The organism is Methylobacterium sp. Leaf102 (assembly GCF_001422425.1).
Classification (GTDB): domain Bacteria; phylum Pseudomonadota; class Alphaproteobacteria; order Rhizobiales; family Beijerinckiaceae; genus Methylobacterium.
Genome location: NZ_LMMX01000005.1, coordinates 1 through 19,691, shown reverse-complemented (window position 1 = coordinate 19,691; position 19,691 = coordinate 1). Strand labels below are relative to the sequence as shown.

The 19,691-nt window shown below is 66.3% G+C and carries 18 protein-coding genes and 2 pseudogenes; 12 read left to right on the top strand and 8 right to left on the bottom strand.

Annotated features, from left to right (window positions below):
• Positions 1-41 precede the first annotated feature (41 nt).
• Positions 42-917, top strand: a complete 876-nt coding sequence (locus ASF27_RS05835; RefSeq protein WP_056358493.1) for a 4-(cytidine 5'-diphospho)-2-C-methyl-D-erythritol kinase — start codon at positions 42-44, stop codon at positions 915-917.
• A 121-nt stretch (positions 918-1,038) separates the two neighbouring features.
• The gene (locus tag ASF27_RS05830) at positions 1,039-2,640 is read left to right on the top strand and encodes an EAL domain-containing protein (RefSeq protein WP_056358490.1); all 1,602 of its coding nucleotides are present in this window, start codon (positions 1,039-1,041) and stop codon (positions 2,638-2,640) included.
• A 22-nt stretch (positions 2,641-2,662) separates the two neighbouring features.
• On the opposite strand, the gene ASF27_RS05825 is transcribed toward ASF27_RS05830, so the two are convergent.
• Entirely contained in the window at positions 2,663-3,682 is a 1,020-nt protein-coding gene (locus ASF27_RS05825; protein WP_056167409.1) for a polyprenyl synthetase family protein, read from the bottom strand.
• Between the two features lie 195 nt (positions 3,683-3,877).
• On the opposite strand from ASF27_RS05825, the gene ASF27_RS05820 reads away from it, so the two are divergent.
• From ASF27_RS05820 to ASF27_RS05810, 3 genes are all read left to right on the top strand, one after another.
• Positions 3,878-4,102, top strand: coding sequence for a DUF2007 domain-containing protein (locus ASF27_RS05820; RefSeq protein ID WP_056261169.1), 225 nt, complete (start codon positions 3,878-3,880; stop codon positions 4,100-4,102).
• Positions 4,083-4,868, top strand: coding sequence for a methyltransferase (locus ASF27_RS05815; protein ID WP_056358487.1), 786 nt, complete (start codon positions 4,083-4,085; stop codon positions 4,866-4,868). The genes ASF27_RS05820 and ASF27_RS05815 overlap by 20 nt, the downstream gene beginning before the upstream one ends.
• A 113-nt stretch (positions 4,869-4,981) precedes the next feature.
• Positions 4,982-5,857, top strand: coding sequence for a S49 family peptidase (locus tag ASF27_RS05810; RefSeq protein ID WP_056358485.1), 876 nt, complete (start codon positions 4,982-4,984; stop codon positions 5,855-5,857).
• 18 nt (positions 5,858-5,875) lie between these two features.
• Here ASF27_RS05810 and ASF27_RS05805 read toward each other — a convergent pair whose 3' ends face one another.
• Positions 5,876-6,115: a hypothetical protein gene (locus ASF27_RS05805; RefSeq protein WP_056167396.1), complete on the bottom strand. Its 240-nt coding sequence runs from the start codon at positions 6,113-6,115 to the stop codon at positions 5,876-5,878.
• A gap of 201 nt (positions 6,116-6,316) precedes the next feature.
• Between ASF27_RS05805 and ASF27_RS05800 the strand changes: the two genes are divergently transcribed.
• The 3 genes from ASF27_RS05800 (at position 6,317) to ASF27_RS05790 (ending at position 9,851) form a co-directional block, all read left to right on the top strand.
• Entirely contained in the window at positions 6,317-7,264 is a 948-nt protein-coding gene (locus ASF27_RS05800; protein WP_056358482.1) for a glycine--tRNA ligase subunit alpha, read from the top strand.
• Between the two features lie 99 nt (positions 7,265-7,363).
• Positions 7,364-9,487, top strand: coding sequence for a glycine--tRNA ligase subunit beta (gene glyS, locus ASF27_RS05795; RefSeq protein ID WP_056358479.1), 2,124 nt, complete (start codon positions 7,364-7,366; stop codon positions 9,485-9,487).
• A 124-nt stretch (positions 9,488-9,611) separates the two neighbouring features.
• Positions 9,612-9,851 (top strand): hypothetical protein, encoded by a 240-nt coding sequence (locus tag ASF27_RS05790; protein WP_056358607.1) that lies wholly within the window; start codon positions 9,612-9,614, stop codon positions 9,849-9,851.
• A gap of 91 nt (positions 9,852-9,942) precedes the next feature.
• Here ASF27_RS05790 and ASF27_RS05785 read toward each other — a convergent pair whose 3' ends face one another.
• Together ASF27_RS05785 and ASF27_RS05780 are read right to left on the bottom strand one after the other, a co-directional pair.
• Entirely contained in the window at positions 9,943-10,437 is a 495-nt protein-coding gene (locus ASF27_RS05785) for an N-acetyltransferase (protein WP_200918695.1), read from the bottom strand.
• A complete protein-coding gene (locus ASF27_RS05780) occupies positions 10,434-12,011 on the bottom strand; it encodes a glucan biosynthesis protein G (RefSeq protein WP_056303847.1) in 1,578 nt (525 codons plus the stop codon). The genes ASF27_RS05785 and ASF27_RS05780 overlap by 4 nt, the downstream gene beginning before the upstream one ends.
• 668 nt (positions 12,012-12,679) lie before the next feature.
• On the opposite strand from ASF27_RS05780, the gene ASF27_RS05775 reads away from it, so the two are divergent.
• Positions 12,680-13,846 carry a type III PLP-dependent enzyme gene (locus ASF27_RS05775; protein ID WP_056167385.1) on the top strand — a complete coding sequence of 389 codons (1,167 nt, stop codon included), beginning with the start codon at positions 12,680-12,682 and terminating at the stop codon, positions 13,844-13,846.
• A gap of 124 nt (positions 13,847-13,970) precedes the next feature.
• Positions 13,971-14,534, top strand: coding sequence for an N-acetyltransferase (locus ASF27_RS05770; protein ID WP_056303915.1), 564 nt, complete (start codon positions 13,971-13,973; stop codon positions 14,532-14,534).
• A gap of 17 nt (positions 14,535-14,551) precedes the next feature.
• Here ASF27_RS05770 and ASF27_RS22645 read toward each other — a convergent pair whose 3' ends face one another.
• Entirely contained in the window at positions 14,552-14,722 is a 171-nt protein-coding gene (locus ASF27_RS22645; protein WP_200918694.1) for a hypothetical protein, read from the bottom strand.
• Between the two features lie 282 nt (positions 14,723-15,004).
• Between ASF27_RS22645 and ASF27_RS05765 the strand changes: the two genes are divergently transcribed.
• Positions 15,005-16,450, top strand: a complete 1,446-nt coding sequence (locus tag ASF27_RS05765; RefSeq protein ID WP_056358476.1) for a saccharopine dehydrogenase NADP-binding domain-containing protein — start codon at positions 15,005-15,007, stop codon at positions 16,448-16,450.
• A 295-nt stretch (positions 16,451-16,745) separates the two neighbouring features.
• Here the strand turns inward: ASF27_RS05765 and ASF27_RS05755 are convergent.
• Positions 16,746-16,997, bottom strand: a pseudogene (locus ASF27_RS05755) (transposase); the annotation flags it as partial.
• Between the two features lie 55 nt (positions 16,998-17,052).
• On the opposite strand from ASF27_RS05755, the pseudogene ASF27_RS05750 reads away from it, so the two are divergent.
• Positions 17,053-17,507, top strand: a pseudogene (locus tag ASF27_RS05750) (helix-turn-helix domain-containing protein); the annotation flags it as partial.
• 242 nt (positions 17,508-17,749) lie between these two features.
• Here the strand turns inward: ASF27_RS05750 and ASF27_RS05745 are convergent.
• Both ASF27_RS05745 and ASF27_RS22105 read right to left on the bottom strand, forming a co-directional pair.
• Positions 17,750-18,343, bottom strand: a complete 594-nt coding sequence (locus ASF27_RS05745) for a hypothetical protein (RefSeq protein ID WP_244480934.1) — start codon at positions 18,341-18,343, stop codon at positions 17,750-17,752.
• A gap of 540 nt (positions 18,344-18,883) precedes the next feature.
• On the bottom strand, positions 18,884-19,504 hold the full coding sequence (locus ASF27_RS22105) for a hypothetical protein (RefSeq protein WP_156467464.1): 621 nt from the start codon (positions 19,502-19,504) through the stop codon (positions 18,884-18,886).
• Positions 19,505-19,691 lie beyond the last annotated feature (187 nt).

Below are 19,691 nucleotides of genomic sequence, written 5' to 3'. Positions count from 1 at the left end.
CAGACCGGCGCCCCGATCCCCTGAACAGCCGTCGAGAGCCCGTGCCAATCCTCGTCATCCGCGCTCCGGCGAAGATCAATCTCACCCTGCACGTTCTCGGGCGCCGCGCCGGGGACGGTTACCACGAGCTCGAAAGCCTCGTTGCGTTCACCGGCGCCGGCGATACCCTGTCGCTTCATCCGGGCGAAGCGCTCGCCCTCGAAGTGTCGGGGCCGACGGCGGGTCCGGCCGGCCCCCTCGACGACAACCTGGTGATCCGGGCCGCCCGTCATCTCTCTAGGCGCCGGCCCGGTCTTCGACTCGGGACGTTCCATCTCGTCAAGCGCCTCCCCGTGGCGGCGGGCATCGGCGGCGGCTCGTCGGATGCGGCCGCTGCCCTGCGGCTGCTCGGCCGCAGCAACGGCCTCGACCCCACGGATCCCGATCTTCTGGACGCCGCGCGCGCGACGGGCGCCGACGTTCCCGTCTGTCTCGATCCCCGGGCCCGGATGATGCGAGGGGCTGGCGAGACCATTGGGGCCGCCCTTGGGATCTCTCCCCTCCCGGCGATCCTCATAAACCCCGGCATCCCCGTCGAGACGGCACCGGTTTTCCGCGCCTTGGGGTTGATGGTGGGTGAGCGGTATCGACCCGGGCCGCATCCGGAGATCGCCGAGGGCGCAGATGCCGAGGCGGTGGTGGCGTCGATCAGCCCGGCCCGCAACGATCTCGAGGCGCCGGCCCTCGGTCTCGCCCCGGTGATCGGTGAGGCGCTTCAGGCCCTGTCGGTCGAGGCCGGTTGTCGACTGGCGCGGATGTCCGGGTCGGGTGCGACGGTGTTCGGCCTCTTTGTCGATCGCTCCGCCGCGGTACGGGCCGCGCGCCGTATCCGTGACCGTCATCCGCAATGGTGGGTGAAGCCGTCCTTGCTACGGTAGGCTAGCAGAGCGGTTCCATCGCCCACGAAATATTGGTCAAAGTCCACCGGACAGTCGGTCTTTTACCGAGACGAAAGGGTCTTGTCGGCACTGTCACTCGGCGGGATTGGCAGAGGGTCAGATGAAGCAAGCCTCATGGGGCGAAGGGGAATTGCGTGAGGCCCTGTGCCTCATGATGATCGGCGTCTGCATCTGGACTGCCGGCACCCAGCTCGGGATGTTCGACTACCTCCTGCATTTCACGACCTTTCATCACCTCCACGACCTTCTCATGCTCGCGATCTGCATGAGTTTCGGCCTGGTGGTCGCGTCGATCCGCAAGTCGTTCAAGCTTCGTCAGGCCATGATGGCCAGGGATTTCGCCCGCGATCGCGCGGAATCCGCGGCTCGGCACGATGCGCTGACAGGCCTCGCCAACCGGCGGTTCTTCAAGGAGACCCTGGACGGTCGTCTATCGAAGCCGGGATCGGCGGCCATCGCCGTCCTCCTGATCGATCTCGACCGCTTCAAGCCCGTGAACGACGTCCATGGCCATGCTGCGGGTGATGCCGTTCTCTGCGCCGTTGCCGATCGGATGCGCGCCCTGGTTCCGCAAGGCGGATTGATCGCGCGTCTCGGCGGCGACGAATTCGTCGTCATGATCGACTACGGTGAGGACAGCGAAGCCGTACCCCGGTTCGCCCAGCAGATCATCTCCGCCCTGTCGAAGCCGGTCGTCTGGGAGCAGAGCCGGGTCGAGGTCGGTGCCACCATCGGCATCGCCCTCGCCTCGGAGAGCGGCTCCGATGCCGTCTCGCTCCTGCATGCCGCCGATGTCGCCATGTATCAGGGCAAGCGCGAAGGCCGCGGCAACTTCCGGTTCTTCCATCTCGACATGGGCCACGCCCTGAAGGTTCGGGCCCGCATGGAGGCAGATCTGCGCCTCGGCATCGAGCGCGGTGAGATCGAGCCGTTCTACCAGCCCGTGGTGCAACTCCCCGGCCGCGAGCTGATTGGATTCGAGGTGCTTGCGCGATGGCGCCATCCCGAGCAGGGCCTCCTGGGACCGGCGGAGTTCATCGCGCTGGCCGAAGAGACCGGCATGATCGCCGACCTGAGCTGGGCACTCATGCGCAAGGCCTGCACCGACGCCCGGTCGTGGCCCGGCCACCTGCAACTCGCCGTCAACATCTCGCCGCTGCAACTTCAGGACAAGCAGTTGCCGGAGCGTATCCTCGCGATCCTGACGGAGACCGGCTTCGCCCCGGGCCGTCTCGAGATCGAGATCACGGAGACCGCCCTGGTCAACGATCTGGAATCCGCGCGGGTGGCCCTGAAATCCCTCCAGAACTTCGGCGTGCGTATCGCCCTCGACGATTTCGGCACGGGTTATTCGAGCCTCTACCACCTGCGCGAGTTGCAGTTCGACAAGCTGAAGATCGACCGCAGCTACGTGGCCTCGATTCCCCTCGGCGAGGATCGGGCCAAGCTCGTGGATGCCATCATCGCCCTCGGATCGAGCCTCGGCCTCTCGACCACGGCCGAGGGCATCGAGACCGCGTCGAGCGTCGGCTGGCTCGCGGATCAGGGCTGCACCTACGGGCAGGGCTACCTGTTCGGCAAACCGATGAACAAAGCGACGACGGACGGCCTGCTGACCCAATGGTCGGACGCTGCCGGCAACATCGTCATCGCGGAGACCGGCAAGGACCAACTCACGCTGCCAAAAGCGGTCGCCGCCTGAAAGCTCCGCACCGCCTGCGCGCTCAGTGCGCGCGGGCGATGCAGAAATCTACGACCTGCAGCAAAGCCTGCTTCATCGGGCTTTTCGGGAAAAGCCCGAGAGCGTCGCGGGCCATGGCGCCGTAATGCCGGGCTCGCTCGATGGTGTCCTCGAGGGCGCGGTGCCGGCGCAGAATCGCGAGCGCGGTGGCGAGATCGTCGTCCGAGACGTCGCCGTCTTCCAGCGCACGCTTCCAGAACACCCGCTCCGCGTCCGTACCGCGGCGGAAGGCCAGCACGATCGGCAGGGTGATCTTGCCCTCGCGAAAGTCGTCGCCGACATTCTTGCCGAGGCTGGCGCTGGTGCCGCCGTAATCCAGCACGTCGTCCACGAGCTGGAAGGCGATGCCGAGGTTCATGCCGTAGGCGCGGCACGCAGCCTGCTCGGCCCGGGGGCGTTCGGCGATGACCGGCCCGACCTCGCAGGCGGCGGCGAACAGTTCGGCGGTCTTGGCGCGGATGACGGCGAGGTACTCGTCCTCCGTCGTCTCGGTATTCTTGGCGGCCGCGAGCTGCATCACCTCGCCCTCGGCGATCACCGTGGCGGCGGCCGACAGAATGTCGAGGGCTTTCAGCGAGCCGACCTCGACCATCATCCGGAACGCCTGGCCGAGGAGGAAGTCACCGACCAGCACGCTGGCCTCGTTGCCCCACTTGATCCGGGCCGCGACGGTGCCGCGACGCATGTCGCTTTCGTCCACCACATCGTCGTGCAGCAGGGTCGCCGTGTGCATGAACTCGACGCTGGCCGCGAGCTTGACCGCCCCGTCGCCCGCGTAGGCGCACAGATCCGCCGTCGCGAGGGTCAGAATCGGACGCAGGCGTTTGCCACCGGACGCGATCAGGTGATTGGCGACTTCCGGGATCATCTGCACGGACGATCCGGTGCGCGACAGGATGGTCGCGTTGACGCGCTCCATCCCCGCGGCGACGAGGGCCACGAGGTCCGTCAGGCTCGCCTCCGGATCGGGACGAGTGTCCTCCAAGGGTATTACGACGCCCAAACCCCGCTGCCTCCCAACCCGACAGGCTCGATGCGGGCGCGCCGCAACCGGCCGACCCGAACACCAAACCCCGTCTTGCGCGACCGACTTCCGTGCGGCACCCCATCGCATGGGCTCGGAGGCGCTGCAACATGCACCATGCCGCAAGGGCCGGAAGGAACGGGGACGAACCGTTCGCCCTCTCCAGGAACCGCGATGACCGAACTCATCCGCAGCAACGACATCGTCCTGATCGGTTTCGCCGAATCCCTTCTCGCGAGCGCCGAGATTCCGGCCTTCGTCGCCGACGGTCACATGAGCGGTCTGGAAGGCTCCATCGGGGCCTTCGCACGCCGGCTCCTCGTGCCGGCGGATCACGCTGCCCAGGCTCGCCGCCTGCTGACGGAGGCGGGTCTGGCCCATGAACTGCGCGACGCCTGAGCCGCGCTCCCCCGATGCGTGGCTCGGCGGCCGCCTCCAGTTGTATCAGCCCGACCGCGGCGCTCATCGGGCCGGCACGGATGCGGTGCTGCTGGCAGCGCTCCTCAGACCCGCACCGGGTGCCACGTGTTGCGATGTCGGCGCGGCGACGGGGGCGGTGGGGCTCGCCGTCGCGTTGCGTGCTCCGACCTGCCGCATGCTCCTCGTCGAGCGTGATCCTGCCCTCGCGGACCTCGCTCGCCTCAACGCGACGCTCAACGGTCTCGACGGTCGGGTCGATGTCGTCGCGGCGGACGTTCTGGCCAAAGGTGGCGCGCGCCGCGCCGCCGGCCTCGTCCCGGAATGCTGCGATCTCGTTCTCACCAACCCCCCCTATTTCGAGGCTGGCCGACACCGCATCTCTCCCATCGCCGACAAGGCCGCCGCCCATACTTTCCCAACGGGCTCACTCGACGGATGGCTGCGAACCTGCGTCGAGATCCTTCGTCCCCGGGGGCATCTCGGTCTGATCCACCGGGCCGATGCTCTGCCGGACTGCCTCGACGCCCTGCGGGGACGCTTCGGCGGCATCGCCGTCCGGCCGGTCCAGGCGCGGGCCGGGGAGCCGGCGATCCGGGTCCTGATCACCGCCGTGAAGGGAAGCCGCGCGCCGTTCAGCCTGCTGACGCCCCTCGTGCTGCACGGTGCCGACGGCGCGTTCACACCGATCCTGGCCGCACTCAACGCCGGTACGGCCTGGATCGGCACGCGGCCGAGCGAGGATTGACGACGGGTCGCCGTTGCTAAGCCGCGTTGGCGAAGCCCGATCGGCGCACCATCTCTGCGGGAACGGCACGGGAATATCCGGCGCCCGGTTCCCCGACATCCCAGCGAGACACGATGGCGCTCACGATTCCGACCGGTCTGCGGGCCTTCCTTCCGGCGCGCTGGCGCAAGCGCAAGCCACGGGTGGCGGTGGTCCGCCTCAACGGCGCCATCGGGGCCGCCTCGCCGTTCCGGGCGGGGCTCTCCATTGCCGGGCTCGCCGGTCCCCTGGAACAGGCCTTTTCCATGCCGCACGTCGCGGCGGTGGCGCTGGTCATCAATTCGCCAGGCGGGTCGCCGGCGCAGTCACACCTCATCCACCAGCGCATCCGGGCGCTCGCGGCGGAGAAGGGCTTGCCGGTCTACGCCTTCGTCGAGGACATCGCCGCGTCCGGCGGCTACATGATCGCTTGCGCAGCCGACGAGATCGTCGCCGATCCGACGTCCCTCATTGGATCAATCGGGGTTGTCTCGGCGGGGTTCGGCTTCGATCGCCTCATCGAACGCCTCGGGGTCGAGCGCCGCGTCCACACCCAGGGCGAGGCCAAGGCGATGCTGGATCCGTTCCGGCCGGAAAATCCCGACGATATCGTCAGACTGAAGCAGATCCAGGCCGATGTGCAGGACCTGTTCGCCACCCTGGTGCGAGGCCGGCGCCCGAGCCTCGATTTCAATGGCGAGAACCTGTTCACTGGCGCCGTCTGGACCGGACGTCAGGCCCTGCGCCTCGGCCTCGTCGACGGGTTGGGGGATGCGCGCTCGACCCTTCGAGCGCGGTTCGGCGAGGATGTCCAACTCGTCATGGTGGCCGAGAAGCGCGGCTCACTCGTCGCCCGCCTGCTGCGGCGCGCGAACCCCGGAAGCACCGCCGGTCTGGCGGCAGACGGTCTTGCCGCCGAGGCTCTGGCGGTCATCGAGGAGCGCGCCGCATGGGCGCGCTACGGTCTCTGATCGGCCGTTGCAGCGGTTCTAGCGGGCGCAGCCCTCGGAACCGTAACCCGCATAGACCACCCGAACCTTGCGGGTGCAGGTCTCGGCCTGGACCGGCGCCGGCACGGTGACGACGTCGATGGGCGTGACGAGGGCCGGCATCGCGACGACGTTGGTGGAGTCCTGCGTCGCGAAGGCGTTCGAGGCACCCATCACGAGGGGCGTGGCAGCCAGCGAAGCGGCGGCGATGGCGGCGAAGACTGCGAAAGACGAGCGCATGGCGCGTTGATCCAAATGGTCGCCCGTCGGTCTGCGACGGAGAAGACTGCCTGATTGTTGCCTCAACTTGGCAGTGAGCGTGACAGTTCCGGCTACCCGACGGAATTGGGGCGAAATTGCGTGCGCCCGCACACCGGCATCGCTTGACACCCCCGACCCGCCTCTTAAACGCTGGCCGCCCCTTCACGGACCGGATTGCCCATGTCGAGCGCCAGCCACCTGTCGAGCGCCGTCGATCTCGCGCCCCAGACCTCGTTCCAGGGCTTGATCCTGACGCTGCAGCGGTTCTGGGCCGCTCAGGGCTGCGTGATCCTGCAGCCCTACGACATGGAGGTGGGCGCGGGCACCTTCCATCCGGCCACGACATTGCGGGCGCTGGGGCCGAAGCCCTGGAAGGCGGCCTACGTCCAGCCGTCGCGCCGGCCGAAGGACGGGCGCTATGGCGAGAACCCGAACCGGCTCCAGCACTATTACCAGTTCCAGGTGATCCTGAAGCCGAATCCCCCGAACCTGCAGGAGCTCTATCTCGCCTCCCTCGACACCATCGGCGTCGATCTCAAGCTCCATGACATACGCTTCGTCGAGGACGATTGGGAAAGTCCGACGCTCGGTGCCTGGGGGCTGGGCTGGGAATGTTGGTGCGACGGCATGGAGGTGAGCCAGTTCACCTACTTCCAGCAGGTGGCCGGCGTCGAATGCTCTCCGGTCGCGGGAGAGCTCACCTATGGGCTCGAACGCCTGGCCATGTACGTCCAGGGCGTAGAGAACGTCTACGACCTCAACTTCAACGGCGGCATCGGCGACGACAAGGTCACCTACGGCGACGTCTTCCTGCAATCGGAGCAAGAATATTCGCGCCACAATTTCGAGGCCGCCGACACCGCGATGCTGTTCCGGCAGTTCACCGATGCGGAGAAGGCCTGCCGGACCTACCTCGACGCCGGGGCCCCCGAGGGCGAGGCCGGGCTGCACCGGATGGCGCAGCCGGCCTACGACCAGTGCATCAAGGCGAGCCACGTCTTCAACCTCCTCGACGCCCGCGGCGTGATCTCGGTGACCGAGCGGCAGAGCTACATCCTGCGGGTGCGCGAACTCGCCAAGGCCTGCGGGGCCGCGTATCTGAAGACGGCCGGCGGTGGCGCGGCCTGATCCGAGGGCCGCACCGCGACTTGGCCTCTCGACGTCGATGGCGGCTCCCGCCGCACCAGCGACACCCTCGAAAAATCATCTCGGACGCCGCCTGATCCCATGCCCGACCTCCTCCTCGAACTGCGCTCCGAAGAGATCCCCGCCCGCATGCAGCGGCGTGCGGCCGACGACTTGCGCAAGCTCGTCACCGATGCCCTCGTCGAGCGCGGCTTTCTCTACGATGGCGCCAAGGCTTTCGCGACGCCGCGCCGCCTCGCCCTTCACGTCGCCGGCCTGCCGCCCCGCGGCAAGGACGTGCGTGAGGAGCGCAAGGGCCCCCGCGTCGGCGCGCCGGACGGAGCGGTCCAGGGCTTCCTGAAAAGTGCGGGCCTCGCCAGCCTCGACCAGGCGACCATCGTCTCCGATCCGAAGAAGGGCGAATTCTACGTCGCCATCATCGAGAAGCCAGGGCGCGAAACCCTCGACGTGCTGGCCGAGATCCTGCCCCAGATCGTCCGCAGCTTTCCGTGGCCGAAATCCATGCGCTGGGGCAAGGCTTCGGCTCAGCCCGGCAGTTTACGCTGGGTGCGCCCGCTGCAGTCCATCGTCGCCACCTTCGGGCCGGAGACCGAGACGCCCGACGTGGTGCCGTTCGACGTCGACGGGATCGTGGCCGGGACGACCACCTACGGTCATCGCTTCCTCGCACCGGACGCCATCGAGGTGCGCCGCTTCGACGATTACGTCGCCGCCCTGGAGCGCGCCAAGGTCGTGCTCGACGCCGATCGGCGCAAAGACATCATCCTGCACGACGCCCGCGATCTCGCCTTCGCGCGCGGCCTCGAACTCGTGGAGGACGAGGGCCTGCTCGAAGAGGTCGCGGGCCTCGTGGAATGGCCCGTGGTGCTGCTCGGCACCTTCGACCCCGCCTTCCTCGACATTCCGGCCGAGGCCATCCGCGCCACCATCAAGGCCAACCAGAAGTGTTTCGTCCTGCGCGAGCCCGGCGCCGAACGCCTCGCCCCGGCCTTCATCCTGACCTCGAACCTCGTCGCCAGCGACGGGGGGCTCGCCATCACGGCCGGCAACGAGCGGGTGGTGCGGGCGCGGCTCTCGGATGCGAAGTTCTTTTGGGAGACCGACAAGGCGATCGAGTTGGAGGATCGGCTGCCGAAGCTCGATTCGATCGTGTTTCATGAAAAGCTCGGCACGCAGGGCGAGCGGGTCAAGCGGATCGCGGCGCTCGCGCGCGAACTCGCGCCCTTGGTCGGCGCCGATCCCGACCTCGCCGAGCGCGCCGCCCGCCTCGCCAAGGCCGATCTCGTCACCGAGATGGTCGGCGAGTTTCCTGAGCTTCAAGGGCTCATGGGCCGGAAATACGCGGCTTTGCAGGGCGAGAACCCGAGCGTCGCGGCGGCGGTCGAGGACCATTACAAGCCGGTCGGCCCCTCGGACCGCGTGCCGACCGATCCCGTCGCTGTCGCGGTGGCTCTCGCCGATAAGCTCGACACGCTCGTGGGCTTTTGGGCCATCGACGAAAAGCCGACCGGCAGCAAAGACCCTTATGCTTTGCGTCGTGCCGCGCTGGGTGTCATTCGGCTTATCAATGAACGCCAGGTCAAACTGCCGCTGCGGAAATACTTCGACACCGCCGACTTCGGATTTTCCCAGAAGAGTGTTTCTGCTCCTGAGAAGCTGGAAGATCAGTATCTTCCTGATCTCCTCGCCTTCTTCGCCGACCGCCTGAAAGTCTACCTCCGCGACAAGGGCGCCCGCCACGATCTCATCGACGCCGTCTTCGCCCTGCCGGGACAAGACGACCTCCTGATGGTGGTTCGCCGCGTCGAGGCCCTCGGCAAGTTGCTGGAGACCGACGACGGAAAAAACCTGTTCGCCGGCTACAAGCGCGCGGCCAATATCCTGCGGATCGAGGAGAAGAAGGACGGGCGGCCCTACGAGGCCGTGCCCGATGCGGCGCTCGCCGCACGGGGCGAGCTTGAGGAGCGCGCCCTGTCCGAAGCCCTCGTGGCGGCGCGGTCAGCCGCCTCGGCGGCGGTCGAGCGGGAAGATTTCGCCGGCGCCATGCAGGCATTGTCGACGCTCCGCGCCCCCGTGGATGCGTTCTTCGAGAAGGTGACGGTGAATTCGGACGATCCGGCCTTGCGCGAAAACCGCCTCGCCCTTCTCAACGCCTTGCGGGCGGCGACGCGGGAAGTCGCGGATTTCTCGCGCATCGAAGGTTGAAGCGCGCCAAATCTCGGGAGACCTGCGTCAGAACGGGAGAATTGCGCAAGAACAGGCGCGGATCGAGGGAACGGTCCCGCTTGGTTCGTCGTTGGATGCCGACGTTTTCGACACGGAGGTCCCCATGCGCAACACCCTCTTCGCCGCCACCACCCTAGCGCTCCTCGTCGGTGCTCCGGCCCTGGCCCAGGCCGAGACCACAATCATCCGCCGCGATGCGCCGGACGTGGTCGTCGAGCGGCCTGCGAGCGAGCGCAAGACCGTCGAGACCCGCGAGAGTGCCGACGGCTGCGCCACCAAGACCGTGACGAAGGCAAACGACGTCGGCGACCGCAAGACGGTCACGAAGGAAGTCTGCGATTGATCCGTCCGCTCCGGCGCGATGCCGGGGCATGACAAGTCCACAACACCCGTCCTGGCTTTCGTCAGGGCGGGTTTTTACGTTTCGCGTCGGCCTACAGCGCCTTGACGTAGCGCCAGGCCTCCATGCCGTCCTCGTAATAGTCTTCGATCACGGCAAAGCGCGTGTAGCCTCTGCGCTCGTAAAGCCGGATGCCGGCGCCGTTGTCTGCGCGGACTTCGAGGCGCAGGTGCGTGCAGCCATGGGCGCGTGCGTCCGCCTCCGCCGCATCGAGGACGAGACCGCCGAGCCCGAGTCCGGCGCGCGCGGGCGAGACGGCGATGGAGGAGAGCCGCGCGTTGCGGCTGCCCCGTCGGCGCTCCAGGGTCGCGGCGCCCACCAGCATCGCGGGCCCCTCCCCGTCATCGGCCAAGGCCACGAGAACCGTCATGCTGGGCGAGCGGATGGCGTGGCGAATCGCCCGACGCTCCGCGCGGTCGCTGGAGAAAGCGGCATGTTCGAGGGCGACGAGCGCATCGAGATCCTCGATCCGCGCCGGGCGGATCGCGATGGCGGGCGTGGTATCGAGCAACGGCAAGGCCGCGCTCACGCGGCGATCCAGGGATAGACCCAGGTTTCCGAGAGCGTCCGTCCCCCCGCCCGCAGAAAGGCCCGCAGATCCGTTTCCTGACCCGGGGTGGAAACCGTGACGTCGATGGCCGCGCGCAGGCCACCCGTATGCGGATTGGCGACGAGGGAGGTCGCCGTCACCTTGGCGTTCGATGCGCTGGCGATCACCTCGACCCGGCTCGGATCGGCGCCGTAGTAGGCGAGATCGCCGCCGGCGAAATCGACGAGGAAGCGGCGGCTCAGCGCACCCTTGACCTCGTCCGCCTTGGCGGTGCCGCTGGCAATCGCCGCCGCCCCGAAGGTGTTGACCACGCAGGCCCCGGGATGGAGGGGGTCGCCGCCGACGCTGCGCACGCGGTACGACAAGCGCACCGCCTCGCCGGCCGCGTAGGGCTGGCGTGGGCGCCAGCAGGCGACGATGTTGTCGTTGGTCTCCGTGTCGGTGGGCAGTTCCATGAGCATCACCGCCCCCTCCCCCCAGGCCCCGTCGGGCTCGACGAAGTAACCGGGCCGGCGATGGTAGGCCGCTTCCAGATCCTGATAGCTCTCGAAGCGCCGGTCGCGCTGGAGCAGGCCGAAACCCTTCGGGTCTGTGTCGAAGAAGCTCGAAATGCGCCGCTCCTTCGGGTTGTCGAGGGGGCGCCACAGCCACTCGCCGCTGCCGGCTGCGATCTGAAGACCGTCGGAATCGTGGAGTTCGGGCCGATAATCGTCGGAATGGCGCCGGTCGTTCTCGCCGATGAAGAACATCGAGGTCAGCGGCGCCAGCCCGAGGGTGGTGAGGTCCGTGCGGGGATAGAGCGTGGTCTGCACCGCCACCGTGGTTTCGTCCCCCGGATGCACGGTGAACCGGAACGCACCGGTAAGGCCGGGGCCGTCGAGGAGCGCATCGACGACGAGAGCATCGGCGTTCGCTTCCGGCATGCTTACCCAGAACTCCCGAAACACCGGAAACTCCTCCGGTCCGCCCTCGCCTTCGACGTTCACCGCGAGCCCGCGCGCCGACAGGCCGTAGCGTTCATCGCGGCCGAGGAAGCGATAGTAGCTGGCGCCGAGGAAGACGATGAGCTCATCGAGGAGGCTCGGGCTGTTGAGGAAGGAGTGGATGCGTAGGCCGGCGAATCCAAGATCCACCGGCAAGGGCTTGTCGACCTTGGTCCGGCCCATGTCGAACAGGCTCGCCTGATAGGCGATGGGAGTGGCGACGCCGCCCCGCACGAGGTTCACCGTGACGGGCCGATCGTACAGGAAGCCGAGGTGAAACAATTGCAGCCGGAACGGGCTGCCCTCGGCGCCCAGGAACGCCTTGTCGGGTTTGAAGCGGATATCGCGCCAGGCATCGTAGTCGAGCCTGGCGATGGCAGGTGGCAGGTTCGGCGCTTTCGCGGCGTGGGGTACTTTCGACAAGTCGCGGGCCCGCCGCTCCACGTCGGCAAAACCAAAGGGCTGCGGCACGCCCGGTTGCGCCGACGCGGCACCGGAGAGCAGCCCGGTGGCGGCCAGACTCGTGACGCTCAAACCGGTGATGACGGCGCGGCGGTTCGGTTCTGTCATGATCCTGCGCCCTGATACGGCCGTCGAAGGGTGAATGGACCGCTTGATGGCGCGTCAGCCCGGGCTTGGAAAGGGGCCGTGGAGGCCGACGCGGCGTTTGTGCAACATTCGCGGTCCGCGACCCTGTCGCGTCGAAAAGATCCGCGTTTTTTCTTGTCGCCGGAACGCGATGCTCGTATATCGCCCTTGCCCAATTTCGCACGTGCCTGTGGCCGCGTGTCGGTTGGTGGGCATCCGGCCAACTGCCGGACAGCCGCCAGGGGTCTTAAAGGATCGATGGTCGATAGGGTGGATTCCCTACGGCCGGCATCCAGGTGGCGACACCGGACCCCGACAACAACCGGCAGCCGGAGGCGAAACCGGCGAACCCCGCTCTCCACGGGGGACGCAGCTTAAAGCAACGACGAACGGGCTTTTTTGGTCTCGTCGGCCCTCCAAAGGCCGGCACCGAAGAGGCTTGTTTCTCTTTGCCCGGCGTGCGGTGGGGATCTCCCTTCCAATCCAAGGCAGCTTCCGGGAGCGTTTGCGCCCGCGCTCGACAGCGTGTCTCCAAAGCACGCCGCGCGCCGCGTCGCATCGATCCCAGACGCCGGACGACTCACGTCGTCCTGACATTCGACAGCGCGCCCCACGCGAAGGCGCTTGCGAACCTATGGGTTGGAAACAGCATGACCGATCGCATCCGCGACTTCCTTCGCGCGCGCCGTGACATGGGCCAGGACGAAGGTCCCGTGATGGTTCTCGACCTCGATGTCGTGCGCGACAACTACACCGCTTTCGCCCGCGCGCTTCCCGACACCCGGGTGTTCTACGCCGTGAAGGCGAATCCGGCGCCGGAAGTGCTGCGGCTGCTCGCCGAGATGGGCTCGTGCTTCGATACGGCTTCGGTGGTCGAAGTGGAGATGGCGCTCGCCGCAGGCGCGACCGCCGACCGGATTTCCTTCGGCAACACCATCAAGAAGGAACGCTGCATCGGCCGCGCCCTCAAGCTCGGCGTGCGCCTGTTCGCCGTCGATTGCCAAGTCGAGGTCGAGAAGATCGCCCGGGCCGCCGAGGCCGCCGGTGTCGAGGCCGCGGACGTGCAGGTGTTCTGCCGGATCCTCTGCGACGGTGCAGGCGCGGAATGGCCCTTATCGCGAAAGTTCGGATGCGTGCCCGAGATGGCCGTGGACGTGCTGGAGCATGCCTGCCGCCAGGGCCTGCACGCCTACGGAGTGTCGTTCCACGTCGGCTCGCAGCAGGGCAACACCGAAGCCTGGGACGGAGCGCTGGCCTCCGCTTCCACGATCTTCCGCGAGTGCGCCGACCGGGGCATCACCCTGTCGATGGTCAACCTCGGCGGCGGCTTCCCCACCAAGTACCTCAAGGCGGTGCCGGGCGTGGAATCCTACGGCGACGCGATCTTCCGCGCGCTCACCAAGCACTTCGGCAACCACCTGCCCGAAACCATCATCGAGCCGGGCCGCGGCATGGTCGGCAATGCCGGGATGATCGAGGCCGAAGTCGTGCTGGTCTCGAAGAAGTCGCAAGCCGAGGACGAGATTCGCTGGGTCTACCTCGACATCGGCAAGTTCGGTGGGTTGGCCGAGACCATGGACGAGTCGATCCGCTACGCGATCCGCACGGATCACGATGGGGATCGCACGAGCCCATGCGTGCTGGCCGGACCGACCTGCGATTCGGCCGACGTGCTCTACGAGAAGGTGCCGTATCCCCTGCCCGTCTCGCTTTCCATCGGCGACAAGGTGCTGATCGAGGGCGCTGGCGCCTACACGACCACGTACGCGGCTGTGGCGTTCAACGGCTTCCCGCCCCTTCAGCAATTCGTCATCTGATTCGGACTACCAGCATCGCGGACGGTCGACCTTCGATCGTCCGCGTTCTCATCCCGAACCGAGGGCCCGTGCCCGACGCGAGGATCGTTCGTCCCCCGCCCAGATTTCGGGAAAGGGTGTGGCCTTGTTTCAGATCCGCCATGAACGTTCGGGCGATGTTCTCGCCCGTGAGCATCTCCTCGACCTGTGCTTCGGCGCTGCCCGACGCCTGAAGACCTCCGAGCGGCTGCGCGAAGGCCGGCTTCCGGCCGAGGGACTCGCGTTCACGGCCGAGTATAACGGTCATGTCTGCGGCACCGTCCGTCTCTGGCACGTCGAGGCCGGATTTCGCCGGCCGGCCCTCCTGCTCGGGCCCCTCGCGGTCGATCCCGAAATTCAGGGCCATGGCCTCGGTGCGACGTTGATGAGCCATGCGCTCACACGGGCGACGATTCTCGGCCACGGCGCCGTGCTGCTGGTCGGCGACGCGCCGTACTACGCGCGCTTCGGCTTCACGCCGGAACTCGTGGCGGGCTTATCGATGCCGGGTCCGTTCGAGCGCGAGCGCTTCCTCGGGCTCAATCTCCGCCAGGGCGGCCTCGATGGTGCCCAGGGCATCGTGCGCGCGACCGGCGCATGGGGCGATGCGGACGCTCCGCCCCCGGCCTTCGGCGACGCCGGTGCGGCGTCGCGACGACGGGTAGCCTGACGTCGGGGTGGTTCGTCCTAACGATTGGGATTGGTCTGTCCGGCGAGATCGCAGCGGCGGCGGAAGGCGGCATCCCGCTGGCGGCTGAGGGCGCGCAGGAGAGCGGCGGTCAGGGTGATGATGCCGGGATCGCGGTCGATGGGCTCTTCCGCCTGGGCGGGCAGGTTTGCGGTGAGGATTGCGAGCATGGCTGGGGTCCTTGGGTTCGATGGGGCGGCGCGTCCTCCGGCTTTGTTGCAGTGCAATATCGGCTCACGTCCCGAGGCTCGCAATCCCGCCGAGTGGGATGCAAGGCTGCGGTGAGAGCATGGACGGGTTCACGCTCTCTTAGGAACCGAGCTGGACGTGGTTGACCCGCCGGACGCCAGCCGCCACTGAGCCCGTCGCGTGCGCGTCATCTGTGCCGGCTAGGTGCGTCGGCCACCCGCGCGCATCGCGACGCCCGAGCAAGTTGTTAGGAGTGCCTGCCCATGACCGAAGCCGCCACCGCCTGGCCCGTCCACGGCCGCATCACCGGACCCATCGTGATGATCGGCTTCGGCTCCATCGGACGCGGCACCCTGCCGCTGATCGAGCGCCACTTCGCGTACGACAAGAGCCGATTCACCGTCGTCGAGCCGTCCGATGCCCATAAGGCGCTCGCCGACCAGCATGGCCTGCGCTTCGAGCAGGTGGCGCTGACCAAGGAGAATTATCGCGCGATCCTGACGCCGCTCCTCACGGAGGGCGAAGGACAGGGCTTCTGCGTGAACGTCTCGGTGGACACCTCGTCCCGCGCCATCATGGAACTGTGCCGCGAGCTCGGCGCCTTCTACATCGACACCGTCGCCGAGCCCTGGCCCGGATTCTACTTCGACAAGTCGAAGAGTCAGGGTGACCGCACAAATTATGCCCTGCGCCAGGACATCCTCGATGCCCGCACCGCCAGCCCCGGCGGCACCACCGCCGTGTCGTGCTGCGGCGCCAATCCCGGCATGGTGTCGTGGTTCGTCAAGCAGGCGCTTCTGAACATCGCCAACGACATCGGCCTCAAGACCGCGGAGCCGACGGATAGGACCGGCTGGGCGAAGCTCATGCAGGAAGTCGGCGTCAAGGGAATCCACATCGCCGAGCGGGATACCCAGCGCGCCAAGAACCCGAAGCCCCGGGGTGTCTTCGTCAACACCTGGTCGGTCGAAGGCTTCGTCTCCGAGGGCAACCAGCCGGCCGAACTCGGCTGGGGCACCCACGAGACGTGGCGTCCGGACAACGCTCGCGATCAGGAGAAGGGGTCGCGCTGCGCCATCTACCTGCTCCAGCCCGGCGCCGACACCCGCGTGCGCTCGTGGACGCCGACGGCCCAGGCGCAGTTCGGCTTCCTCGTGACCCACAACGAGGCGGTGTCGATCTCGGATTACTATACGGTGCTGGAGGGTGAGCGCGCCGCCTATCGGCCGACCTGCCACTACGCCTACCATCCGGCCGACGACGCCGTGCTGTCCCTGCACGAGATGTTCGGCAAGGCCGCCGTCGTCCAGGAGAAGCACCACATCCTCGACGAGACCGAGATCGTCGACGGCATCGATGAACTCGGCGTGCTGCTCTACGGGCACGAGAAGAACGCCTACTGGTTCGGCTCGCAGCTCTCCATCGAGGAGACCCGCCGCATCGCCCCCTACCAGAACGCCACGGGCCTTCAGGTGACCTCGGCCGTCCTCGCCGGCATGGTCTGGGCCCTCGAGAACCCTGAGTCCGGCATCGTCGAGGCCGACGAGATGGACTTCCGCCGCTGCCTCGAAGTGCAGATGCCGTATCTCGGCCTAGTGGTCGGCGTCTACACGGACTGGACCCCGCTGACCGGCCGCCCGGGCCTGTTCCCGGAGAACATCGACGAGACCGACCCGTGGCAGTTCCGGAACGTGCTGGTCCAGGGCTGACGAACGCTGATCGACGCCGCCCGTGATTGCGGGCGGCGTTCGCGGTGCTTCACGGTCTGTCCGGGATCGAGGTCCGGAGCCGTGAGGGCGACCGATCGACCTCGCAACGTTTCGATCCGACGAAGTCGTCGCTTTGTCCGAACGCGACGGATCCCCGGCAGTCGGAGATGTCGATGACCGCGTGGTCTTCCGACTTCGGCTGGGCGCGCGGTTGAGGCGACGAGCGTCACGATGCGCGACGGGGAGCGTTCCCTTTCCCACTGAAGATTGCGTAGCGCTCTTGAGCGTTTTCGGTTTAATCTGGTTCGTATCCTGCTGCGGCGAAGAAGTTGGCGCACTCGTTGGGTGTGACGGTGTTGACGAGGCGTCCGATGGCCGACGACAGTCCCTCGACGGTGCGTTCGGCCGCCTTGCGGAGCAGCGCTTTGAGCTTCGAGAACGCCATCTCGATGGGGTTGAAGTCGGGCGAGTAGGGCGGCAGGAACAACAGCCGTGCGCCGGCCGCCTCGATCGCCGCCCGCACGGCCGGACTCTTATGGCTGCCTAGTGCAGTGACGCGGTCATAGGATTCACGGATCAGGTGATGCATGCGAGTCTGAGCGTTGGCTCAGACCGTCTGCGTGCTCCTCGACGATGCCACCCAGTCAGCGCTTGCCGCGATCGCCAGCGATCGATCTCGGCCCTTCAAGCACATCCTGCGGGCGCGGATCGTCCTGCTCTCAACCGAGCGCGTGAACGTGCAAGAGGTGGCTCGGCGGGCCGGTGTCAGTCGACCCGCCGTCTGGCGCTGGCAGCAGCGCTTTGCCGAAGAAGGCGTCGAAGGCCTGCTGCGCGACAATGCCCGCCCACCTGGTACTCCACCGCATTCCACCCGGAGGGTCGCGGAGGTGCTGGCGCTGACCTGTTCGGAGCTGCAGGACGAGGTCACGCACTGGACCGGACGTGCCGTCGCCAAGCGGATCGGGATTTCACTGCGCTCCATGCAACGGATCTGGCAGGAGCATCGCCTGCCTACCGCCCCATCCTTCGATACCAGCGATCTGGCAAGCCATCCTGGATCACCGCAGCCGGCCACCACCACGGCGATGACCGCGCTGTGACGCTGACCTCGACCAGCCACCTTGAGATCAATCTGCCAAAGTAGTGCGAGGGCGCATGCTCTCCACAATCTCATCGAAATGAGCTTCGTATCTCTCGACTGTCATCGTCTGCGAATCTCATTTCGAGTGGTGGGCCCTGTCGCGTCAGGCACACGTCGGGCGACAGGCAACCAAGGACGCAGGTGCCAGGGCCGGGGTGTCACGGTCCGCGCCCGACGAGGCCTCGGAAATCGCGCGCGAGCAACTCGGGTGGGATCGGTATTTCCTCCCAGCGGTTGCCGTCGAAGCGATGAACGCCGAGCTTGTAGTCGAAGTAGAACAGCACGTCGTGCACCGCCTGCACCCTGAGTGGCGTCGGTGCTCCCCCCCGCCGGCGCAGCCGCGGCTTCAGGGGTGTGAGGTGGTGGCCGTCGAAGATGTGTAGGGCGTAATCGGACGCGACAATGTACTTGTCCTTGAACCGGATGATCGACAGGAGCGTCTCGGTGTCGCCCGCAAAGCCTACGTTGCTGAAGCCACTCCGTGCATTTCCGACCAGTATGGTGCCGCGACTGCCGACCATCCAAACCCTGTCGGGCGTTTCGATGAAAATGTCCTTGATGACATACGGACTTGATCCTGGAAGCGGAATCTCTGTCCAGGCTTCGCCGTTCCAATGGTAGGCCCGTCCTTCCGTGGATAGCCCCTTACTCGGCGCGTTCTTCCTGGCCAGTTCGTAAGCGCGGTCCCAGTCATCCCAGCTTCGGCTCTCACGAAGCTCTTCCCGGGTTTTTTTATCGATCTTGACTTTCATCGGAAAAGACACTCCGGAAACGTATATGTCATCGATGTTGGTGCTCACGATACGGCCAAACCGCACGACCTCGAAGCCGAGCTTAGGCGTTTTGGTGAAAGGTATCTTGTCCCAACGGTGGCTGCCGGACCTGCGATAGATCTGAGCGCCATGCCCGACTGCCCATAGGTGGCCTCCGATCAACCCAAGACCCGCGAGCGCACCCGCGCCTGAAGCATCAGGACTTTGCACGCCTGCACCGAGGATCTTCTCCAGTGACGTTTGGTCTCAGACCCAGTAAACATCGCCTTCGTTGCTAAGAGCAGCAAATCGAGATCCGGGATATTCTGTGGTTCCCGGGGCTGTGACAGAATAGATTTCTCGTGCTATGTCGGTGCGCGACCATGGTTGTGGGAAAGATTCATCGTAATCGAGCAGCGCGCTGAACGGATCGTCATATTCCAATTCGCATAGTGCGACGCAGAACTGTCCACGACCCGTGGCGTGGGCTGCGTTTATCATTGGTTTCCAATCGATCATTTCATTTTCCATAGACATCTTTCAATAATATCCGCGTCGGAGGACGTTCTTCGCAGCCCCGCTTGGGAGCGGTTTTTCCCGGGTCCGACCCGGCTGCTCTGAATCGAGACCTTTTTGTTCTATTTGAAAACTGAGTTTCGATTTCGCCAGATCCTTACATTTTTCCGAAAGATCTTCAATATTACCAATAGATAACTTGGCTGCTGAAATGATTTCTCCAAGGGGCGCTGTTCCCGATGGCGTATAGTGCGCTCCAAGATCGTTCAGCGATTTCCGAAGATCGGCGTGAATACCGTCCAGGCCACTTCCGTGTTGCGCCTTGCTTAAACAGATCGCCATACCCTCGTTCAGCGTCGGAGCATTCGGGATGCGATCGGCGGTCGAACTCATCCCGGCGCCTTTCGGTCGCGCGCCCAGCCGGTAGACCATATCCGGAACGATGTGATGCGAGTCGCCGTCACAGACGTTGAGAAGCTTCTTGTATTCATCGACCAGGCATTTCCGATCTCTCCTGTTGATGCGAACGGTCCCAGGAGGCGGCGGTATCGACCTGGGACGCGGCTTCTCCTCGACGATGGTGTCCCGCCCCCGACGCGCGGCACGCTCCTTGTCGAAGCAGTCCTGCACCTCGCCTTGCGGCACCCCTTGCTTCTCGAGATCGCTCGCCTTCCGAAAAAGCTGGCGCTCGAAATCGTCTTGGGGAAGCGCATCCCTCCATGCCGGTGAACCGCCCCGGGATTTCCGGAGGCTCCAACTCTTGAGAGACTGGAGCCATGACAAAGCATATCCCACCCTTCTCCCCTGAGGTCCGCGAGCGGGCGGTCAGGAT